13 protein-coding genes and 1 pseudogene are annotated in these 17421 nt (G+C 62.0%); 10 read left to right on the forward strand and 4 right to left on the reverse strand.

The annotated features are described in order from the left end of the window. The 4 genes from DWY51_RS01020 to DWY51_RS01035 form a co-directional block, all read left to right on the forward strand. A partial coding sequence (locus tag DWY51_RS01020; RefSeq protein ID WP_233504579.1) for an ABC transporter substrate-binding protein occupies positions 1-972 on the forward strand: 972 nt, incomplete at its 5' end. 3 nt (positions 973-975) lie between these two features. Beyond that, a complete protein-coding gene (locus DWY51_RS01025; protein ID WP_147332633.1) occupies positions 976-2355 on the forward strand; it encodes an ATP-binding cassette domain-containing protein in 1380 nt (459 codons plus the stop codon). A gap of 215 nt (positions 2356-2570) precedes the next feature. Next, complete coding sequence (locus DWY51_RS01030; protein ID WP_022093947.1) at positions 2571-2792, forward strand: hypothetical protein; 222 nt, start codon at positions 2571-2573, stop codon at positions 2790-2792. A gap of 23 nt (positions 2793-2815) precedes the next feature. Beyond that, positions 2816-3724 carry a CPBP family intramembrane glutamic endopeptidase gene (locus DWY51_RS01035; protein WP_158556879.1) on the forward strand — a complete coding sequence of 303 codons (909 nt, stop codon included), beginning with the start codon at positions 2816-2818 and terminating at the stop codon, positions 3722-3724. Between the two features lie 156 nt (positions 3725-3880). Here the strand turns inward: DWY51_RS01035 and DWY51_RS01040 are convergent, their stop codons facing one another. Beyond that, positions 3881-6016, reverse strand: a complete 2136-nt coding sequence (locus DWY51_RS01040; RefSeq protein WP_233504580.1) for a YgiQ family radical SAM protein — start codon at positions 6014-6016, stop codon at positions 3881-3883. 253 nt (positions 6017-6269) lie between these two features. On the opposite strand from DWY51_RS01040, the gene DWY51_RS01045 reads away from it, so the two are divergent. From DWY51_RS01045 to DWY51_RS01055, 3 genes are all read left to right on the forward strand, one after another. Next, positions 6270-6986 (forward strand): YoaK family protein, encoded by a 717-nt coding sequence (locus DWY51_RS01045; protein ID WP_117769509.1) that lies wholly within the window; start codon positions 6270-6272, stop codon positions 6984-6986. 165 nt (positions 6987-7151) lie between these two features. After that, on the forward strand, positions 7152-8318 hold the full coding sequence (gene fucO / locus DWY51_RS01050) for a lactaldehyde reductase (RefSeq protein WP_117769511.1): 1167 nt from the start codon (positions 7152-7154) through the stop codon (positions 8316-8318). A 604-nt stretch (positions 8319-8922) separates the two neighbouring features. After that, entirely contained in the window at positions 8923-9966 is a 1044-nt protein-coding gene (locus DWY51_RS01055; protein WP_117769513.1) for a M42 family metallopeptidase, read from the forward strand. A 136-nt stretch (positions 9967-10102) separates the two neighbouring features. Here DWY51_RS01055 and mnmA read toward each other — a convergent pair. Both mnmA and cysK read right to left on the reverse strand, forming a co-directional pair. Then, a pseudogene (gene mnmA / locus DWY51_RS01060) lies at positions 10103-11206 on the reverse strand (tRNA 2-thiouridine(34) synthase MnmA); the annotation flags it as partial. A gap of 178 nt (positions 11207-11384) precedes the next feature. Further along, positions 11385-12323 (reverse strand): cysteine synthase A, encoded by a 939-nt coding sequence (gene cysK / locus DWY51_RS01065; protein ID WP_117769517.1) that lies wholly within the window; start codon positions 12321-12323, stop codon positions 11385-11387. A gap of 253 nt (positions 12324-12576) precedes the next feature. Between cysK and DWY51_RS01070 the strand changes: the two genes are divergently transcribed. After that, complete coding sequence (locus DWY51_RS01070) at positions 12577-13005, forward strand: Rrf2 family transcriptional regulator (RefSeq protein ID WP_022094857.1); 429 nt, start codon at positions 12577-12579, stop codon at positions 13003-13005. Between the two features lie 141 nt (positions 13006-13146). Here DWY51_RS01070 and DWY51_RS01075 read toward each other — a convergent pair whose 3' ends face one another. Next, complete coding sequence (locus tag DWY51_RS01075; protein ID WP_117769519.1) at positions 13147-13512, reverse strand: phage holin family protein; 366 nt, start codon at positions 13510-13512, stop codon at positions 13147-13149. Between the two features lie 324 nt (positions 13513-13836). Between DWY51_RS01075 and DWY51_RS01080 the strand changes: the two genes are divergently transcribed. Both DWY51_RS01080 and DWY51_RS01085 read left to right on the forward strand, forming a co-directional pair. Continuing rightward, a complete protein-coding gene (locus DWY51_RS01080) occupies positions 13837-14136 on the forward strand; it encodes a YerC/YecD family TrpR-related protein (protein WP_022094855.1) in 300 nt (99 codons plus the stop codon). A gap of 184 nt (positions 14137-14320) precedes the next feature. Next, positions 14321-17419: a PD-(D/E)XK nuclease family protein gene (locus tag DWY51_RS01085; RefSeq protein WP_117769521.1), complete on the forward strand. Its 3099-nt coding sequence runs from the start codon at positions 14321-14323 to the stop codon at positions 17417-17419. The last annotated feature ends 2 nt before the right edge of the window (positions 17420-17421 follow it).

The raw sequence follows: 17421 nt of genomic DNA on the forward strand, positions 1-17421 counted from the left end.
TGTGGCGGCGGGGCTGCCGGTGCCGGGTCCGCCGCGGGCTCGGTTGCCACGGACGGCGCCGGTGCTGCCGCAGAGCCGGTCGAGGTGCACGTCGCCTCGCTCAAGGGTCCGACGTCGATCGGTCTGGTGCAGTTTATGGACCAGGCAGCCGATGGCGAGACGGACAATGAGTTCGACTTTGCGATCAACACTGCCGCCGACGAGATTGTGCCCAAGGTCATTCAGGGCGATATCGATATCGCCCTGGTGCCCGCCAACGTGGCGAGCGTGCTCTACAACAAGACCGAGGGCGCGGTGCAGGTCATCGACATCAACACGCTGGGCGTGCTGAACGTGGTGACGGGCGACGCGAGTGTGGCCTCGTTTGGCGATCTGGCGGGCCATACCGTCTATATGACGGGCAAGGGCACCACGCCGGAGTACGTCATGAACTACCTGCTGGAGCGCGCGGGCTTGGCCGGTCAGGTGGCGCTCGAGTTTAAGAGCGAGCCTACCGAGGTGCTCTCGGCTCTGCTTGCCGACCCGACTGCCGTGGGCGTGCTACCCGAGCCGTTCAAGACGGCGGCCATCGCCAAGAGCGAGGGCAAGCTGTCGGCACCGGTGAGCCTGACCGATGTGTGGGACGAGCTGGCAGGAGACACGGGCTCGCGCTTGCTGACGGGTGTGACCGTGGTGCGCCGTGCCTTTGCCGAGGAGCATCCCGAGGCCGTGGCGGAATTCCTGAGCTGCCATGTTGCGAGCGTTGAGGCCGTGAACGCGGCGCCGGCGGACTGGGCGCAGGCCGTGGTCGATGCGGGCATCGTGGATAACGCCACGATTGCCGAAAAGGCGATTCCCGGGTGCATGCTTGTCTGCCAGACAGGGAAGGATATGAAGGCCGCGCTCGGTGGGTACCTGAAGGTGCTGGCCGATGCGGACGCGAGCGCCGTGGGCAGCAAGCTCCCGGCTGATGATTTCTACTACATGGAGTAACCCGTGCGTGCGTTTGCTCGACAAATGATAGAGCGTATGAAGGCGGTGGCGGCAGCAGGTGCCGTTGCCGCCTTTTGGCTTGCCGTGTGGGTCTTCGTGGCGGCGCTGGTGGCACAGCCGCTGATTTTGCCGGGTCCGGGTGCTGTTGTGGTGGCGTTGCTGCGGCTGGTATGCGATGCCGGCACGTGGGCGATTCTGGCGGGCTCGGGTGCGCGGATTCTAGGCGGTTTGGCGCTTGCCGCGGTGTGCGGTGGTTTGCTGGCCGGAATTTCGTCGCGCTCGCGGGCGTTTGCCCGCTTGGTGGCTCCGGCGCTTTCGTTTGTTAAGGCGACGCCGGTTGCCTGCGTGGTGGTCCTGCTGCTCATTTGGCTGGGGTCGGCGCGCGTAAGCATTGCGGCGGTCTTTTTGATGGCGCTGCCGGGAGTGTATTTTTCGCTGGTCGAGGGTTTGGCACAGGTTGATCAGCCGCTGGAGCAGATGTTTCGTCTGCATGGCGTGCAGGGTTGGCGTCTGTTTTGCGCCCATACCTGGCGCGAGGTCCTGCCGTTTGTGCTTTCGTGTGCGCGTGCCGTGATCGGCATGAGCTGGAAGGCCGGCGTGGCGGCGGAGCTCATCGGCATGGCGACGGGCACCGTGGGCGAACGCATCTATCAGGCGAAGCTTTTGATCGAGACGGCGGACCTGCTGGCGTGGACCGTGCTGGTCGTGGCGGCATCGTGGGCATGCGAGCGCGTGCTGGTGTGGTTGCTGCGGGCTTCGGGGCCCGTGGCGTGGCGTACTGCCGTGCGGGCGCATGGGCGCGGTGGCCGCGGGCGTGCGTGCGGCTCTGCTGGCGGCGGGGCTGCTGCGGAGCTTGCGCTCGCCGTGGGCGACCGGGCGCCCTGGTCGCCGGCGCTCGACGGACTGGTGCTTCATGTGCCCGCCGGTGGACGCACCTGTGTGATGGGCGCTTCGGGCGTGGGCAAGTCGACGTTGCTTGCGCTGGTGGCGGGGGAGTGCGCACCGTGCTCCATGGTGTTTCAGGATGTGCGCCTGGTCGAGGACGCCTCTGCTTTGGATAACGTGCTGGTGTGCGCCGATGCACGCGTGAATACCTCGAGTGCCGCTGCCTTGTTGCGCCTGCTGGTACCGGGGATCGATGTGCATGCCCGCGTGGCCGAGCTCTCGGGCGGGCAGCGCCGTCGTGTCGAGATTGCCCGAGCCCTGCTGTGTCCGGGCGGCGCAGTGATTCTGGACGAGCCCTTTACCGGTCTAGACATCGCTGCGCGCGACGCATGCACCGAGGTCGTGCTCGACTTGCTCGACGGCCGTATGCTGTTGCTTGCCACGCACGATTCCGCTGACGCTCGGGCCCTCAATATCTCGGACATCATCACGCTCTAAAGACTTACTCAGCAACAAATTGATCCGTTTTTTCTCCGTCCCCATGGGGTCGGGTATGGTATTCTATCTACGGGGTAATACTTAGGAATACCAAGTAATACCAACGCCGTAGAACAAACTCAAGATGCGGGCCAATCGGGTTGCCTTCACAGCCCGTCGCCCAGCCGCGTGGCCCGCATCCATCCGCACCACCGTCGTTTCAAAAAGGAAGCGCCATGGCAGAACACATGACCCCGGTTGTCGCGAAGGTCTTGCCCGAGGAAAAGGCGGCCTTCGCGGCGGCAACCCAGCTCGTGGGCACTACGCCGTCCAACGCCATCCGCATGTTTATCGCCGCCTTCAATCGCTGCGGCACCTTCCCGTTCGACATCTCGCCGAGCGGGGCTTTTGGTAAAGAGTGTCCCCAACAGCTAGTCGTTGAAGAACGTCCCCAATGACTAGTCGTCGGGAGGAGGTTGGCATGCTCAATGCGATGATTTGGGCGCTTGCCTGTTTTGGCGTCGTCGCTGCCGATATTGCCCTGAGCGTCGTTTTGTTTTCCGCCCTTGGTGTCGCGTCGGTGTTCATGGGCTTTTCGATTGACGACCTCGATATTCAATTGCTTCAGGCTGCCGCGCAGATGGCGTCGTTTTTGATGGCACTGCTGTGGTGGCGTTATCTGTGGCCGCGCTCGTTTATGGCGCGCTGGCAGGGCGAGCGCCCGCTTGGCGGGGGAGCAGGCAAAGCATGGAGGCGCATCGCCTGCGTTATCGTGATCGGCCTTGCCCTGCAGGTGGTCGTTGGCTACGTGACCGACGCTGTGCTGTCGCTGTTGCCCGAGGCGGCGGCCGATTACAGCGAACTTGTCGAGGAGACGGGCATGGGCGAAACGAGCTATCTGGCCGTCCTGACCACGGTGATCGGCGCTCCGTTTTGCGAGGAGCTGCTGGTGCGCGGTATCATTTTTGAGTTTTCGCTCCGAGCATTTAACCCGCAGTGCCGTCCGCTCTGGAAGCGCCGGCGTCGTGCGAGCGCGCAGGGCGGCGCCATGGTGCCCTGGGCGGCCCCAAGCACGTGGGGTATCGCAGCGGCGATTGTACTGCAGGCGGCAATCTTCGGTTTTATGCACATGAATTGGGTACAGGGTTGCTACGCGGGTGCCGCCGGCCTCATCTTCGGTTGGGTGCTCGTGACCACCGGAAAGCTCCGCTACACGATCCTGCTGCACTTTGCCTTTAATGCCGGGTCGTATCTCATGGGGCTGCCGTGGTTTGTGAATACGCCGCTCGACGTTGTGGTCACGGTTGGCATCGCCGGCTTTGTGCTGGTAGAGGCGATGCGGTCGCTCAAACTGACGTGCCAGACGGATCGTCCCTGCCAGCAAGCGTGATTCCCCTAAGGAAAACACGGCTAGGCGTGTCTGAGCGTGTTCCCCCTAGGGAAATCACGACTGGAGACAGCCCAAGCGTGTTTCCCCTAGGGAAAACACGCTTGGGCGATGAGGAGACGCCGACTGGCCAAGAGGCACCGGCCGGCCCTCGCCACGCTAGTTGTGGCGTCCGCCGCCGTTGGCGCCCTGACGTCCCTGGGCCGCGCGGTTGCGTCCGGCAGTGTTCTGCGCGCGCGACATGCCACCGTGGCCCTTGCTGCCTTTGGGTCCCTTGCCGGCGGCGCCACCGTGGGCCTTGCCGCCCTTCTTGCCGGTGCCATGGCCACCGCCAGCAGACGTCTCGCCCGGACGCGGGGGCACGGGACGAATCAGGCAATGCTTGGTGTAGCCGATCAAATCGCGGCGGCCGGCCTTTTCCAGCGCCTCGCGCACCAGCTTGTAGTTCTCGGGCTTGCGATACTGGATGAGCGCGCGCTGCATGGCTTTCTCGTGCGGGTCGCGCGCCACATAGATCGGCTCCATGGTGCGCGGATCCACGCCGGTGTAGTACATGCACGTCGACATGGTGGACGGCGTGGGGTAGAAGTCCTGCACCTGCTCGGGCATGTAGCCCATGTCTCTCACGGCCTCGGCAAGGTCCACAGCTTCCTTCATCGTTGAGCCGGGATGGCTCGAGATTAGGTACGGCACTACGTACTGCTTGAGTCCGTATTCGCGGTTCAAGCGTTCAAATTTACGGCAGAATGCGTCGTAGACGGCGCGGCTCGGCTTGCCCATCACAGACAGCACGGCGTCGCTCACGTGCTCGGGCGCTACGCGCAGCTGGCCCGAGACGTGATGCTCCAGCAGCTCGCGCAAAAACTCGTCCGAGGCATCGGCCATGGTGTAGTCAAAACGGATGCCGCTGCGGACGAAGACCTTCTTGACGCCCGGTAGCTGGCGCAGGTCGCGCAGCAACTGCGTGTAGCCGCTCTCGTCGACCACCATGTTCTTGCATACGCTCGGCCACAGGCAGCGCTTGTTCTTGCACACACCGTGCTTGAGCTGCTTGTCGCAGGCAGGGCGGCTAAAGTTGGCCGTCGGTCCGCCCACGTCGTTGATGTATCCCTTAAACTCGGGGTCGTGCGTGAGCAGCTCGGCCTCGCGCATGATCGAGTCGTGGCTGCGCATCTGCAGCACGCGACCCTGGTGGAAGGTGAGGGCGCAAAACGAGCACTCGCCAAAGCACCCGCGGTTAGAGCTGATTGAAAACTTGATCTCGGCAAAGGCCGGCACGCCGCCTGCCGCGTCGTAGTCGGGATGCCAATCGCGTGCGTAGGGGAGCTCTGCCACCTCGTCCATCTCGTCGGTGGTGAGTGTCGTCGACGGCGGGTTTTGCACCACATAGACGCTGTTGGGATAGGGCTCTACCAGGCGATGGCCGGTGATGGGGTCCATATTCTGCTGCTGCACGTTAAAGCTGCGCGCGTAGTTGAGCTTGTCGGCGGCAAGATCGTCCCAGCTGGGCAGCAGGTCGTAGTCGTAGACCTCGTCGAGCGAGTTGGTGCGGTAGACGGTGCCGTTGATATAGGTAATCTGGTCGACGGGCAGTCCCGCGTCGAGCGCGTCGGCGATCTCGACAATCGCGTGCTCGCCCATGCCGTAGATGAGGATGTCGGCGCCCGAGTCGAGCAGCACCGAGCGCTTGAGCTTGTCCTGCCAGTAGTCGTAGTGGGCCAGGCGACGCAGGCTTGCCTCGATGCCACCGATAATGATGGGGGCGTCCTTAAACGTCTGGCGGATGAGGTTGCCGTAGACCGTGACGGCGCGATTGGGACGGCGCCCCTCTTCGCCACCGGGGGTATAGGCGTCGGTGTGGCGGCGATGCTTGGTCACCGAATAGTGGTTGACCATAGAGTCCATGTTGCCGGCACTGACGAGAAAGCCTAGGCGCGGCTCGCCGAGCACGGTGATGCTGGCGGGGTCGGTCCAGTCGGGTTGGCAGATGATGCCCACTTTGTAGCCGTGCGCGTCGAGGACGCGGCTGATGATGGCCATGCCAAAGCTGGGATGGTCCACGTAGGCGTCGCCGCAGATGTAGACAAAGTCGCACTGGTCCCAGCCGCGTGCATCCATGTCGGCTCGACTGACGGGGAGGAATTTATCGCGGCCCGGGCGCCAGGGGCGGGCGGGCGCTGCCGGGGTATGAGCGGCGTGGCCGCCCTGGGCCTTGCCGCCACGCTTTTGCTGCTGGCCCTGTTTGCCCTGCTGACTGCGCTGGTTGTTCTGAGCGTGCTGAGGCTTTTTTGCCACGATCCCTCCCGGTGTTTGTATGCTGCACGTAATTGTAACCAGTCTTTTTGGGGCGGGGCTAAAAAGACTGGGGGAGTACATGAGCTGGTGAGTGAGAGCGTCGCTGAGCCAGTCGTTTGTTTCCAGACTGTGTATCTGCGCGTTGGAGAACCCGTCTCGCGCGCACGCCATGTTGTCAATGGGTTACAGTATGAACGGCGGTTATGTTTCCGCCAACGCACGAGAGGGTCGTCAACAAGGAGGATGCACGACGATGCAGCGTGCCAAACAGATATCGGAGTCCATCGAACTGGGCATTATCCTGGCGCTCGCCGGTGGCTTTATGGATGTGTATTCGTACATTGGGCGCGACCATGTTTTCGCCAACGCGCAGACGGGCAACATCCTGCTTGTGGGCGTGAGCATTTCGGAGGGCAATTGGGTGCTGGCGGGACGCTATTTCTTCCCCGTGGTGTCGTTTGCCGTGGGCATTATGCTTGCCGACCTGGTGCACGAGCGGTTTGGCAGCGTGATCCACTGGCGTCAGGTGACGGTGTTCTTTGAAGCCGTCATCTTGCTGGGCGTGAGCTTTATCCCCGGTGGCGGTTACAACCTGCTCGCCAACTGCCTTACCTCGTTTGCCTGCGGCATGCAGGTCGAGAGCTTCCGCAAGATCCACGGTCACGGCATCGCTACGACCATGTGCATCGGCAACTTGCGCAACGCGCTGCAAAACGTGGACGATTACATCATCACCCACAGGCGCGGCTTTTTGGAAAACGGCCTGCTGTACTTTGGCGTGATCTTTACCTTTGTGTTTGGCGCCGTGTTGGGCAACTGGTGTATTGAGCGCATGGGCCTGCACGCCATCGTCGTGGCGAGCTTGCTGCTGTTTGTCGCGTTTGCCATCATGTTCATCGACCGCGAGCGCGACTTGCGCTTACGCTGGAAGGTTGCGGCCGAGGCTTGGAAAGAGGGCTGCCGAAAGTAACCGAATGCGGCAAAGGGGCTGTCCCTTCGCCGCATTATTTTTCATCATCTGTTGAAACGCTTTAAATAGTTTGACGTTCTCACGCGTTTTTTGTTTCAAAAGCGTTAGGATGGGACTCATAGTGTGGGGCGTAATGGATGCCCCGCACACGATGGGAGGCTATCAATGGCTAATCGTTTCGTTCTCAATACCATCTCTTATCATGGTTCCGGCGCCATCAAGGAGATCCCCGGCGAGCTCCAGCGTCGCGGCTACAAGAAGATCTTCGTCTGCTCCGACCCCGATCTGGTCAAGTTTGGCGTTACCGCTAAGGTGACCGACGAGCTCGACGCCGCCGGCATCGCTTGGAGCCTCTACTCCGAGATCAAGCCCAACCCCACGATTCAGAACGTCAAGGACGGCGTCGAGGCCTTCAAGGCCGCCGAGGCTGACGCTATCGTGACCATCGGTGGCGGCTCCTCCATGGACACCGCCAAGGCCATCGGCATCATCATCAACAACCCCGAGTTCGCCGATGTCCGCAGCCTCGAGGGCGTTGCTCCCACTAAGAACCACGCCGTGTTCACCATCGCCGTGCCGACGACCGCCGGTACCGCTGCCGAGGTGACCATCAACTACGTCATCACCGACCCCGAGAAGGTCCGCAAGTTCGTGTGCGTCGACACCAACGACGCCCCCGAGGTCGCCGTCGTCGACCCCGACATGATGGCTTCCATGCCCGCCGGCCTGACCGCCTCCACCGGCATGGACGCTCTGACCCACGCCATCGAGGGCTATACCACCAAGGGCGCTTGGGAGCTCTCCGACATGTTCCACTTTGAGGCCATCAAGCTGATCAGCGAGAACCTACGCGACTCCGTTGCCGAGGCCAAGTCCGGCCAGCCCGGCTCCGGCCGCGAGGGCATGGCCCTTGGCCAGTATGTCGCCGGCATGGGCTTCTCCAATGTTGGCCTGGGCATCGACCACGCCATGGCTCACACCCTGTCCGCTCACTACGACACCCCGCACGGCGTCGCTTGCGCCATGCTGCTGCCGATCGCCATGGAGTTCAACAAGCCGGTTTGCGCCGAGCGTCTGGCCAAGGTTGCCGTCGCCATGGGCGTTGACACCACGGGCATGAGCACCGACGAGGCTGCCGACGCCGCTATCGCCGCCGTCAAGCAGCTTTCCGCCGACGTGAATATCCCGCACGTCTGCGAGGCCATGAAGGCTGACGAGATCGAGGTCCTGGCCAAGGACGCCATGGCCGACGCTTGTTTCCCGGGTAACCCGCGCGAGGCGACGCTCGACGACGTCATCGAGCTCTTCAAGAAGATCTGCCCGGTTGCCTAACCCAGTTTGGTGGTCCTTCGCCCGTAGGCGTATGGTCTTTTGACTTGCCGCTGGCCCCGCCGTGCTACGCATGGCGGGGCTTTTTGTGCTGCGTCGATGCCCTGAGACGGGCAAAACCAAGGTGTACTGCCCGCTACGGATAGGTGGTGCACTTCCCAGCGTGCATTTTTGGGAGTATTCAGCAAGCTCTTAAAAATGCATAACGTTTTGAATGGCCCGTAGTGGCCCGCAGGCGCCCATCGACAGCCATTGCGGGTGGGCTATCGATGAGTGGAGGGGGTTGTTACTGAGTTTCTGCTTTGCGACGACCCGCAACACTGCTGTAACCGCGTCGTTTTGTCGTTCGCGATGGGGTCGTTGGGGCCCACGATGCTGAATACTCCGTTTTTTGCACGGCCCAAGGTGGGGTACCCTGAGACGAAGCAAAAAGATTCCTCATTTCTATGCAGATACCGATAGGATTTATGCAAGATTGGGATCGTAAGCCGTGCTCGTGCGCAAAATCGGCGCGAGGACGTCTGGAGGTGGCTCGGCTCCCAGAGCCTTGCGCGTGCAGAACGGTTAAAATCGGGACTCGGTCTTAGTTTTGCTTGGAAGGATGCACATGGCTTCTGTAATCGATGCTTCTCTAGAGGAGACGCTCTCCTATATCGCGGGACAGCTTAAGACGCTGACTTCTATTGCTTCGCCGACGGGCTATACCCGTGCGGCGACTGATTATCTGATGGAGACGCTGCGCGATATGGGGTTTGGGCCTGAGCGTTCTAATAAGGGTAACGTGCTCGTTGAACTTGGTGGCGAGGGTGAGCCGCTCGTACTGGCGAGCCATGTCGATACCCTGGGCGCCATGGTGCGCTCCATTAAGGACAATGGCCGCCTGCGTCCCACGACGCTTGGTGGGCACCAGTGGTCTACGGCCGATGGCGAGAACTGCACTGTCTACACGCGTGACGGCAATGTGTACACGGGCGTGGTTCTCAATACCGAGCCTTCGGCGCACGTTGCCGACGAGCCGGTCAAGACCGTCGAGAAGAACATGGAGATCCTGCTCGACGAGAACGTCGACAGCAAGGACGATGTGCTCGAGCTGGGTATTCAGACCGGCGACATCATCGCTATGGATCCGCGTACCACGGTGACGGAGAGCGGCTACATTAAGAGCCGCTTCCTGGATGACAAGCTTTCGGCCGCCATTTTGCTGGGCTTGGCGCGTGCCGTCGCCGCTGGTGAGGTGACGCTTTCGCGTAAGGTTTCGCTGCTCTTTACCGTGTACGAGGAGGTGGGCCACGGCGGCGCCTTCGTGCCGGCCGACACGCGCGAGATGATCAGCGTTGACATGGGCTGCGTGGGCGACGACCTAGGCTGCACCGAGCACATGGTGTCGATCTGCGCCAAGGATTCGGGCGGTCCGTACAACTACGACCTGGTGACCACGCTGTCCAATATCGCGCGCGAGCTTGAGCTCGATTACGCTATCGACGTGTACCCGCATTACGGCTCGGACGTTGAGGCCACGCTTTCCGCCGGCTACGACATCCGTCACGGCCTGATCGGCCCCGGCGTGTACGCGAGCCACAACTACGAGCGCAGCCACATGGACGGCGTGCGCAACACCTACGAGCTCGTCCGCGCCTACGTACAGCGCTAACGATGCAGCGGCCTCGGCTGATACGGCAGTACCGACCGAGGCCGTCCTCTCTAAGTCGCGGTGAAATAGGGACTGTTTGGCGGTTTTAAACGCTTAAACAGTCCCTATTTCACCGCAATTTATGAAGGGGATGGGGCTACTTAAGTGCGCCGGTCACCGTGCCGCCGCCGAGGACGATGTCGCCGTGGTAGACTACAACGGCCTGGCCGGGGGCGATGGCTCGCTGCGGCTCGTCAAAAGTCAGCAGCATTTGCCCGTCTTCGCCGCGCGTAAGGGTCGCTGCTTGGTCTTTCTGACGGTAACGGTACTTGGCGCCCACGCGAATGCCGCCGGCATCGAGTTCTGCCTCCATGCGGTCGGCAGGGGCGCTCCAGATCCAGTCGTCGGCCGTGAGTGCTGTGGCCGTTAGGTCCTCGGCCTCGCCCAGATGCACGGTGTTGTTGGCGGCATCGACGCCCGTCACATACACGGGATGCGCCATCGCGACGCCCAAGCCCTTGCGCTGGCCGATGGTATAGCGCAACGCGCCGTTATGGCGTCCGACCACGCTGCCGTCGCGCCACACAATGTCGCCCGGTGCAGCGGGATGTCCGCAGCGGCGCTCGATATAGCCCGCGTAGTCGCCGTCTGGAATAAAGCAGATGTCCTCGCTTTCGGCCTTTTGGGCGTTGGTAAAGCCCTGCTCGGCGGCTATGCGGCGCACGTTGCGCTCTTTGTCTAGGCCCGCCAGCGGAAAGATCGTGTGCGCCAGGCGCTCCTGCGTAAGCGAATACAAAAAGTAGCTCTGGTCCTTTTTGGAATCTTCGCCGCGATGTAGCTGCCAGGTGCCGTCTGCCGCCTGGCTTGTTTTGGCGTAATGTCCCGTTGCGATGTAGTCGCAGCCCATGTCCAGCGCCGCATCGAGCAGCGCGCCAAACTTAATGTGGCGGTTGCAGATAATGCACGGGTTGGGCGTCAGTCCCTCCTGGTAGGCGTTCACAAAGCGCTCGATAACGTTGCGGTCGAACGTCTGCTGCAGGTCGAGCACATGATGGGGGATCCCCAGACGCTCGGCGACGGCCTTTGCGTCGGCGATGTCGCGGTCGACCTTACTCATGCCCGTGATGGGATCGGGTGCGGGGCAGGTGAGGCGCATGGTGGCGCCGACGCATTCGTAGCCCTGGCTTTTGAGCAGGTACGCGGTCACGCTGGAATCGACGCCGCCGCTCATGGCGACGAGCACGCGCTTGTTGTGCATGGGGAGGTTCTCCTTGGTGGCATGTGGCCAAAAAAGAAAAGCGGCGCGGGAGGCTGGTTCCGCGCCGCAGACATTGTAGCAAGTTCGGACGTCTCGTGGGACACCCTAACGAGATGAGCTCAGGCCGCCAGAAGAGAGGGTAGACCGGCGTGCCTTGGGCCTATCGACAAGTGACGGGCCCTTAGTCCTGGAACAGTGCCGTGGACAGGTAGCGCTCGCCGGTGTCGGCAAGCAGGGCCACGATGGTCTTACCCTCGTTCTCGGGACGCTTGGCCAGTTGCAGTGCGGCCCACACGGCGGCACCGGACGAAATGCCCACGAGCACGCCCTCCTTGTGGCCCACGGCGCGGCCGGTGGCAAAGGCGTCGTCGTTCTCGACGGGGATGATCTCGTCGTAGACCTGGGTGTCGAGGACGTCGGGCACAAAGCCGGCGCCGATGCCCTGGATCTTGTGCGGACCAGCCTGGCCCTTAGAGAGCACCGGGGAGGTGGCGGGCTCGACGGCGACGACCTTAATCTCGGGGTTCTGCTCCTTGAGGAACTCGCCCACGCCGGTCACGGTACCACCGGTGCCAACGCCGGCGACGAAGATGTCGACCTGACCGTCGGTGTCGTCCCAGATCTCGGGGCCGGTCGTGGTCTTGTGAATGGCCGGGTTGGCGGGATTCACAAACTGGCCGGCGATGATGCTGTTGGGAGTCTCCTTCTGCAGCTCCTCGGCCTTGGCGATAGCGCCCTTCATGCCCTTGGAGCCGTCGGTGAGCACGAGCTGCGCACCGTATGCCTGCATCAGCTTGCGGCGCTCGACGGACATGGTCTCGGGCATGGTGATGATCACCTTGTAGCCGCGAGCCGCCGCCACCGAGGCGATGCCGACGCCGGTGTTGCCGCTCGTGGGCTCGATGATGGTGTAGTCGCCGCCGCGCACGAGCTTGCCTGCCTTCTCGGCCTCGTCAATCATGTTCTTGGCGACGCGGTCTTTAACGGATCCGGCGGGGTTGAAGTATTCCAGTTTGACGAGCACGCGAGCCTTGAGGTCCTCGTCGCCCTCAAAGTGGGTGAGCTCCAGAAGCGGGGTGTGGCCGATAAGCTGATCGATGGACGTGTAAACCTTGCTCATGGTGAACCTCCAAAGTGTTCAAATGACTGGATACCGTGTGGTTTTACGGTGTGTGTAGCAGCGAAACCCACAAACCTTATGGGTTGTTCGTTTTGCTGTTGGCAAGCATAGTAGACAGTAAAGCCTAGTAACGCAATAGGAAATAGAAGATTATTACGAGTCGATTAACCATCTTGACCGGAACGGGTATTTTCAAAACCAATATTTCGGCTAGAATTTCTACGGACTAAATGACCGAAAGGCAGCACTATACATGTTGGTTTCTACTAAGGGCAGATATGCCCTGCGCGTTATGGTCGATCTGGCCGAGCACCAGGCAGCCGGTCGCATCCCACTCAAAGAGATCGCGGCGCGACAGGGGATTTCCGAGAAATATCTCGAGAACATTTTGGCTACGCTCGTGCGCGCCAACATGCTCTCGGGCATGCGCGGCAAGGGCGGCGGCTATGTGCTCACGCGCCCGCCCGAGCAATACACGGTGGGCGAGATCTTGCGCCTGACCGAGGGCAGTCTGGCGCCGGTCGCCTGCCTGGATGGCGACTGCAAGGGCTGCTCGCGTTCGGATGAGTGCCCCACGCTCGACGTGTGGAAGAACCTGGACAAGCTCATCAACGACTACCTCGACGGTGTGACGCTCGATCAACTTGTCGCTCCCAACCATGGCTACGACTACGTCATCTAACCCACACCTGCATTTGGGGACGGGGTGGAAATGGTAGATTTTCTCGCCCTTTGAGACTTGGCAAATAAGAAGGCCGCCCATTTTTGCGATGGGCGGCCTTCGTTTTGGGCTGTTGAGACGGACACGGCCGGAATGGCCGTTTTAGTCCTCGGCGATGCTGTCGAGGATGCTGCGCGTGATGGACACCAGGATGCTGCCCATAAAGGCCGATCCAAAGCTGGCGATGGAGATGCCGACGCCCAGCAGGTTGACCGACAGGTAACTCGCGAGCTCAAGCATAAAGCTGTTGACTACGAGCTGAAAAACACCAAGCGTAATAATAGTGAGCGGCAGTGAGATGACGGTCAGGAACGGCTTGACGAGCGAATCGACAATGTTCAGGAACAGTCCCACAAAGGCAAAGCAGACCCAGGTCTCGGCAAAGCCGAAGGGTTGGATACCGGGGACGAGGAACGTGGCGATCGCGATGGCGATCGAGGTGAAGAGCCAGTTAAGCATAAAGCGCATGGCGTGAATCCTTTCTTGCGCCGGGGTTGCTGGCGTCGCGTGAAGCGGCTTGCGGCGGCGACCTGGATGGTTGCGCGGGCGCGCCGCGGTGTTTGGGCGCCCATTGTCTCAAATATTCGTGGAGCTTACGTGCGCATACGGTTTCTAAACGGCGTTCGTCCTGAAAAACGCGCCGCTGGCAGAGAGTCTTGTCGCTTTAGTTTGGTGGTGTGCTACACTGCTACGGGCAAAAGCCACAGGCGTTGCCCTATTGCATAGAACGGGTGAACGATGCCCGATGTCAGTATCAACTTCGATGCCTTTTGGCGGGTTTGGCGGTGATCGATGAATATCGAGAACATGTTTGACAAGCCTGATGTCAAGCAGCTGGTCCACGCATTTAGCCTTTTGGACGACGAGAAGGATATCCAAGCGTTTTTGACCGATATCTGCACGCCGCGCGAGATTTGCGACCTTTCTCAGCGTTTGCAGGTTGCGCGCTATTTGGACGAGGGCGAGCCTTATGTTGAGGTTCAGGCCCGTACCGGCGCTTCGTCCACCACGGTGAGCCGCGTTTCAAAGGCGCTGAACGGCGAGTACGGTGGCTACCGCAAGATCCTCATTAAGTTGGAGGATGGCGAGTAGGCCAGCGACAACATTGAATTACGAAGAACCGTCCCTCCGGGGGCGGTTTTTATATGCCTGCAATCGGCTGGTGCGTTGGGTTCAGGTTGCTTTGTACCAAAAGATGGAACTGCGGTGGCAATGTGTCCGCTTGGGCGGGTAGGATGGATGCATTGATTATTGCGAACGGTTTGAGCGGAGGACCATGCCTGTTCGAATCTATACCACCAATGCCGGCACGGATTTGAGCGATGCCGAGTCGGCGCTGCTTGCCGACCTTATTGCCCGTCACGGGCGTGCCGTGTTGCTGGCACCAACGTTTGCCGAGCTCGATCTGTGCCGTCATGATGCGGCGGAAGCCGGCATTTCGCTGGGTATCGACTACAAGACACCCGCATCGTGGCTTCGCTCGCTTTGGGAGCTTTTGGGCGACGGGCGCGGTTTCGTCGACAACCTGCAACGTCAGATGCTGTTTTCGGATATGATTGCCCGCCGCGACGATGCCGACCTGCAGCCGCTTTCGCGTAGCCAGGGCACGGTGCGCATGCTCGCGCGCATGGCCCGCGATGTGCTGCCGGGTGTGGCGGGGACGACGGCCGAGCGATGCGGTGGCAACAATTGCCAGCCTGAGCCAAAAAGCGATGCCGAGGCTCGTGTGTTTGAGCTTTTGCGTGCCTACGCGGGCGGTTTGGACCGTCGAGATATGGTCGAGCCCTGCGAGGCAGCCGACATTATGGCCGGTGCCCTGGCCGATAGCCTGCCGGCGTGCGCCCGCGCCGTATGCGTGCGCGGTACCACGTCGTTTACGCACGGTCTACTCGAGCTGCTGTCTGCCGTGGCGAACAATGGGGGAGAGGTCGTCGTGCTGCTTGCCTGCGAGCAGGCGGCGATGCGCGAGGAGCTTGCCACGGCATTTGATGCCCGCGGTGTGCTGTTTGAGATCGCGCCGCTGGGGGAGGACGCCGTCGCGTCTGATGTCGCTTGCGGGGCCGCCGCTCAGCCTGCCTTTATTGAGGTCGCCGGCCCCCATGCCCGTGCTCATGTCTATGCGGACGCCATCGATAAGTTGGTGAAAGCGCACAAGGAGTCCAAGGCCGATAAAGCTACTGCAACGCCCGCCGACCCCGTGCGCGTGCTCGTCGTTTCTGCCCGGGCACCCCAGCTGTTCGGCGAGCTCGCCGCCCGTTTGGCGGCACGTCACATTGCGGCCGAGACGACTGAGTTCACGGCGTTTTCCCAGTCCATCGCGGGCAGGCAGTTTACGGCGCTCGCCAACCTGATCGAGCGTATGAAAGCCGCCGACGAGGGCACCGCTTCCAAGACTGAGTGGTGGCCCGCGCCGGAGCTTACCGACTGGATCTACAGTCCGCTTTCGGGCGCTGATGCCGTCAATGCCCGTACCTTCGATAAGAATATGCGTCTCTCGCGCAGCAAGACTACCGCGGGCGTCAAGAGCCTGCTGCAGAGCGTTCAGGGCCAGGTGAGGGGCGCGCGCAAGGCGACGAGCGACGATAACTGGTTTAAGAACGTACCGTGTGTGGTCTCGGACGTGTTCCAGGCGCTGTGGCGTGACAAGCCCGTGACGGCGCTTAAGGCCATGCTTGCCGTTGCCGAGGCGTTGCCCGATCGCGCTCTAGGCGGCCTTGACGGCCAGGCCCGTCGCCAGGCAGAGACGGCTTTGCTGCGCCATGCCATCGACATCCTTATGAACGATGCTCGCGCGCTCGACGTGTCGCAGGCCGCGACCGTGCCGGTTCTCGACGGCGTTCGAACCAAGGTGGACAAGCGCAGTACCGCCTACGATTACGAGACCTATGAGGTCGATCGCACACCACGAGCACAAGTGCGCTTCGCGTCGCTTGCCGATGCGTCGGTTCTTCGCCCTGGCAGCTACGATGCCGTGCTGTTTGCCGATGTCGACCTGGACAGCTATCCGCTTTCGCACGAAGAGGGCCCGCTTGCCACGTTGACAGCCGAGCTGCGCCGCGACGGCGTGTCTTTGGAGCCCGCTGCCCTGCTGCGCGTGCGCTTTGGCCGTGCGATGCAGGCGGCGAGCGGTCCGGTCGCGCTCGCCCGTGTGACGCACGATCGCCAGGCACGCGAGTGCTACCCGGCAGCCGTATGGACCGAGCTGTGGGCACATGCCGAGGCCGCTGGCGCTGCCAAGCCCATGCGCGTGGGCGAGGGCGATATCATCGCCGACTTTGATCCCGCTGCAGGCGAAGGTCTTAGGCGCGAGCGCGTGACCTGCGATGCTCCTCAGCATCTGAGCGATGAAGCCATTCCGTATCTGGTCCTGCGCCGTCGCGATGGCGAGGGTGAGGACGCGCCGCTCGTGCCGCGCCTGACGTCTGCCTCGCAGATCGAGGCCTATTCGACCTGCCCGCTATGCTGGTTCGTCTCGTACCGCGTGAAGCCCCAGTCGATCGACGCAGGCTTTGGCAATATGGAGAAGGGCAACTTTGTCCACGACGTGCTGGAACACCTGCACGCCCGTCTGCCCCAGGAGGGCATGGAGCGCGTGACGCCCGAGAACCTGCCACGTGCTCAGGAGCTGCTGCGCGAGGTCTTTGACGAGACCTTGGCCGAGCATGCCTCCAAGCGTGGCAACGAGGGCCCGCTGGTGCCGCTCTCTGCGGTGGAGGAGCGCCAGGTGGCCGAGATCTTGCCGCAGCTGGAGGGTGTGCTTGCCTACGAGTCCGAGGCACTTGCCCCCTTTGCCCCGCGCTACCTGGAGTTCGCCTTCAACGAGCTCAAGGTCGAGTATGCCGGTTGGCCGCTTGGCGGGCGCATCGATCGCGTGGACGTGGACGCCGAGAATCGTGCCGTGGTGATCGACTACAAGCATCGCACGGGCGTTGAGGAGTTTAAGCTCGCCGACCCTACGGTGCGCGACGAGGAATCGGGCACGGCGCCCATCGACGATCCACGCTGGTTGCCACCACATACCCAAACGCTCATCTACGCCCAGGCCATGCGCCGGGCGCTGGATTTGGACACCCGCGCGGCGCTCTACTTTTCGACCAAGGGTGGCAAGCCGGCGTTGCGCGGTGCTGCGAGCGCCGAGCTGCTCGAGGAAGAGCGCGGCGACGGTCGCATCCCGGGCCTTAAGAAAGGTTTCCCCGGCGAGGGTGGCAGCATGGACTTCGACGCCCTGCTCGATCGCGTTGAGGCTGGCATCGCCGAGCGCCTGCGCGAGCTCGAGGCAGGCAACGTTGCCGCCATCGACCCGACGTCGGCTCAGGCCGCGCATGCGCGCTGCTCGTATAACCACGAAGGAACGTTTGTAAGGAGGGACGTGTAGAC

The organism is Collinsella sp. AF25-2LB (genome assembly GCF_003458415.1).
GTDB lineage: Bacteria > Actinomycetota > Coriobacteriia > Coriobacteriales > Coriobacteriaceae > Collinsella.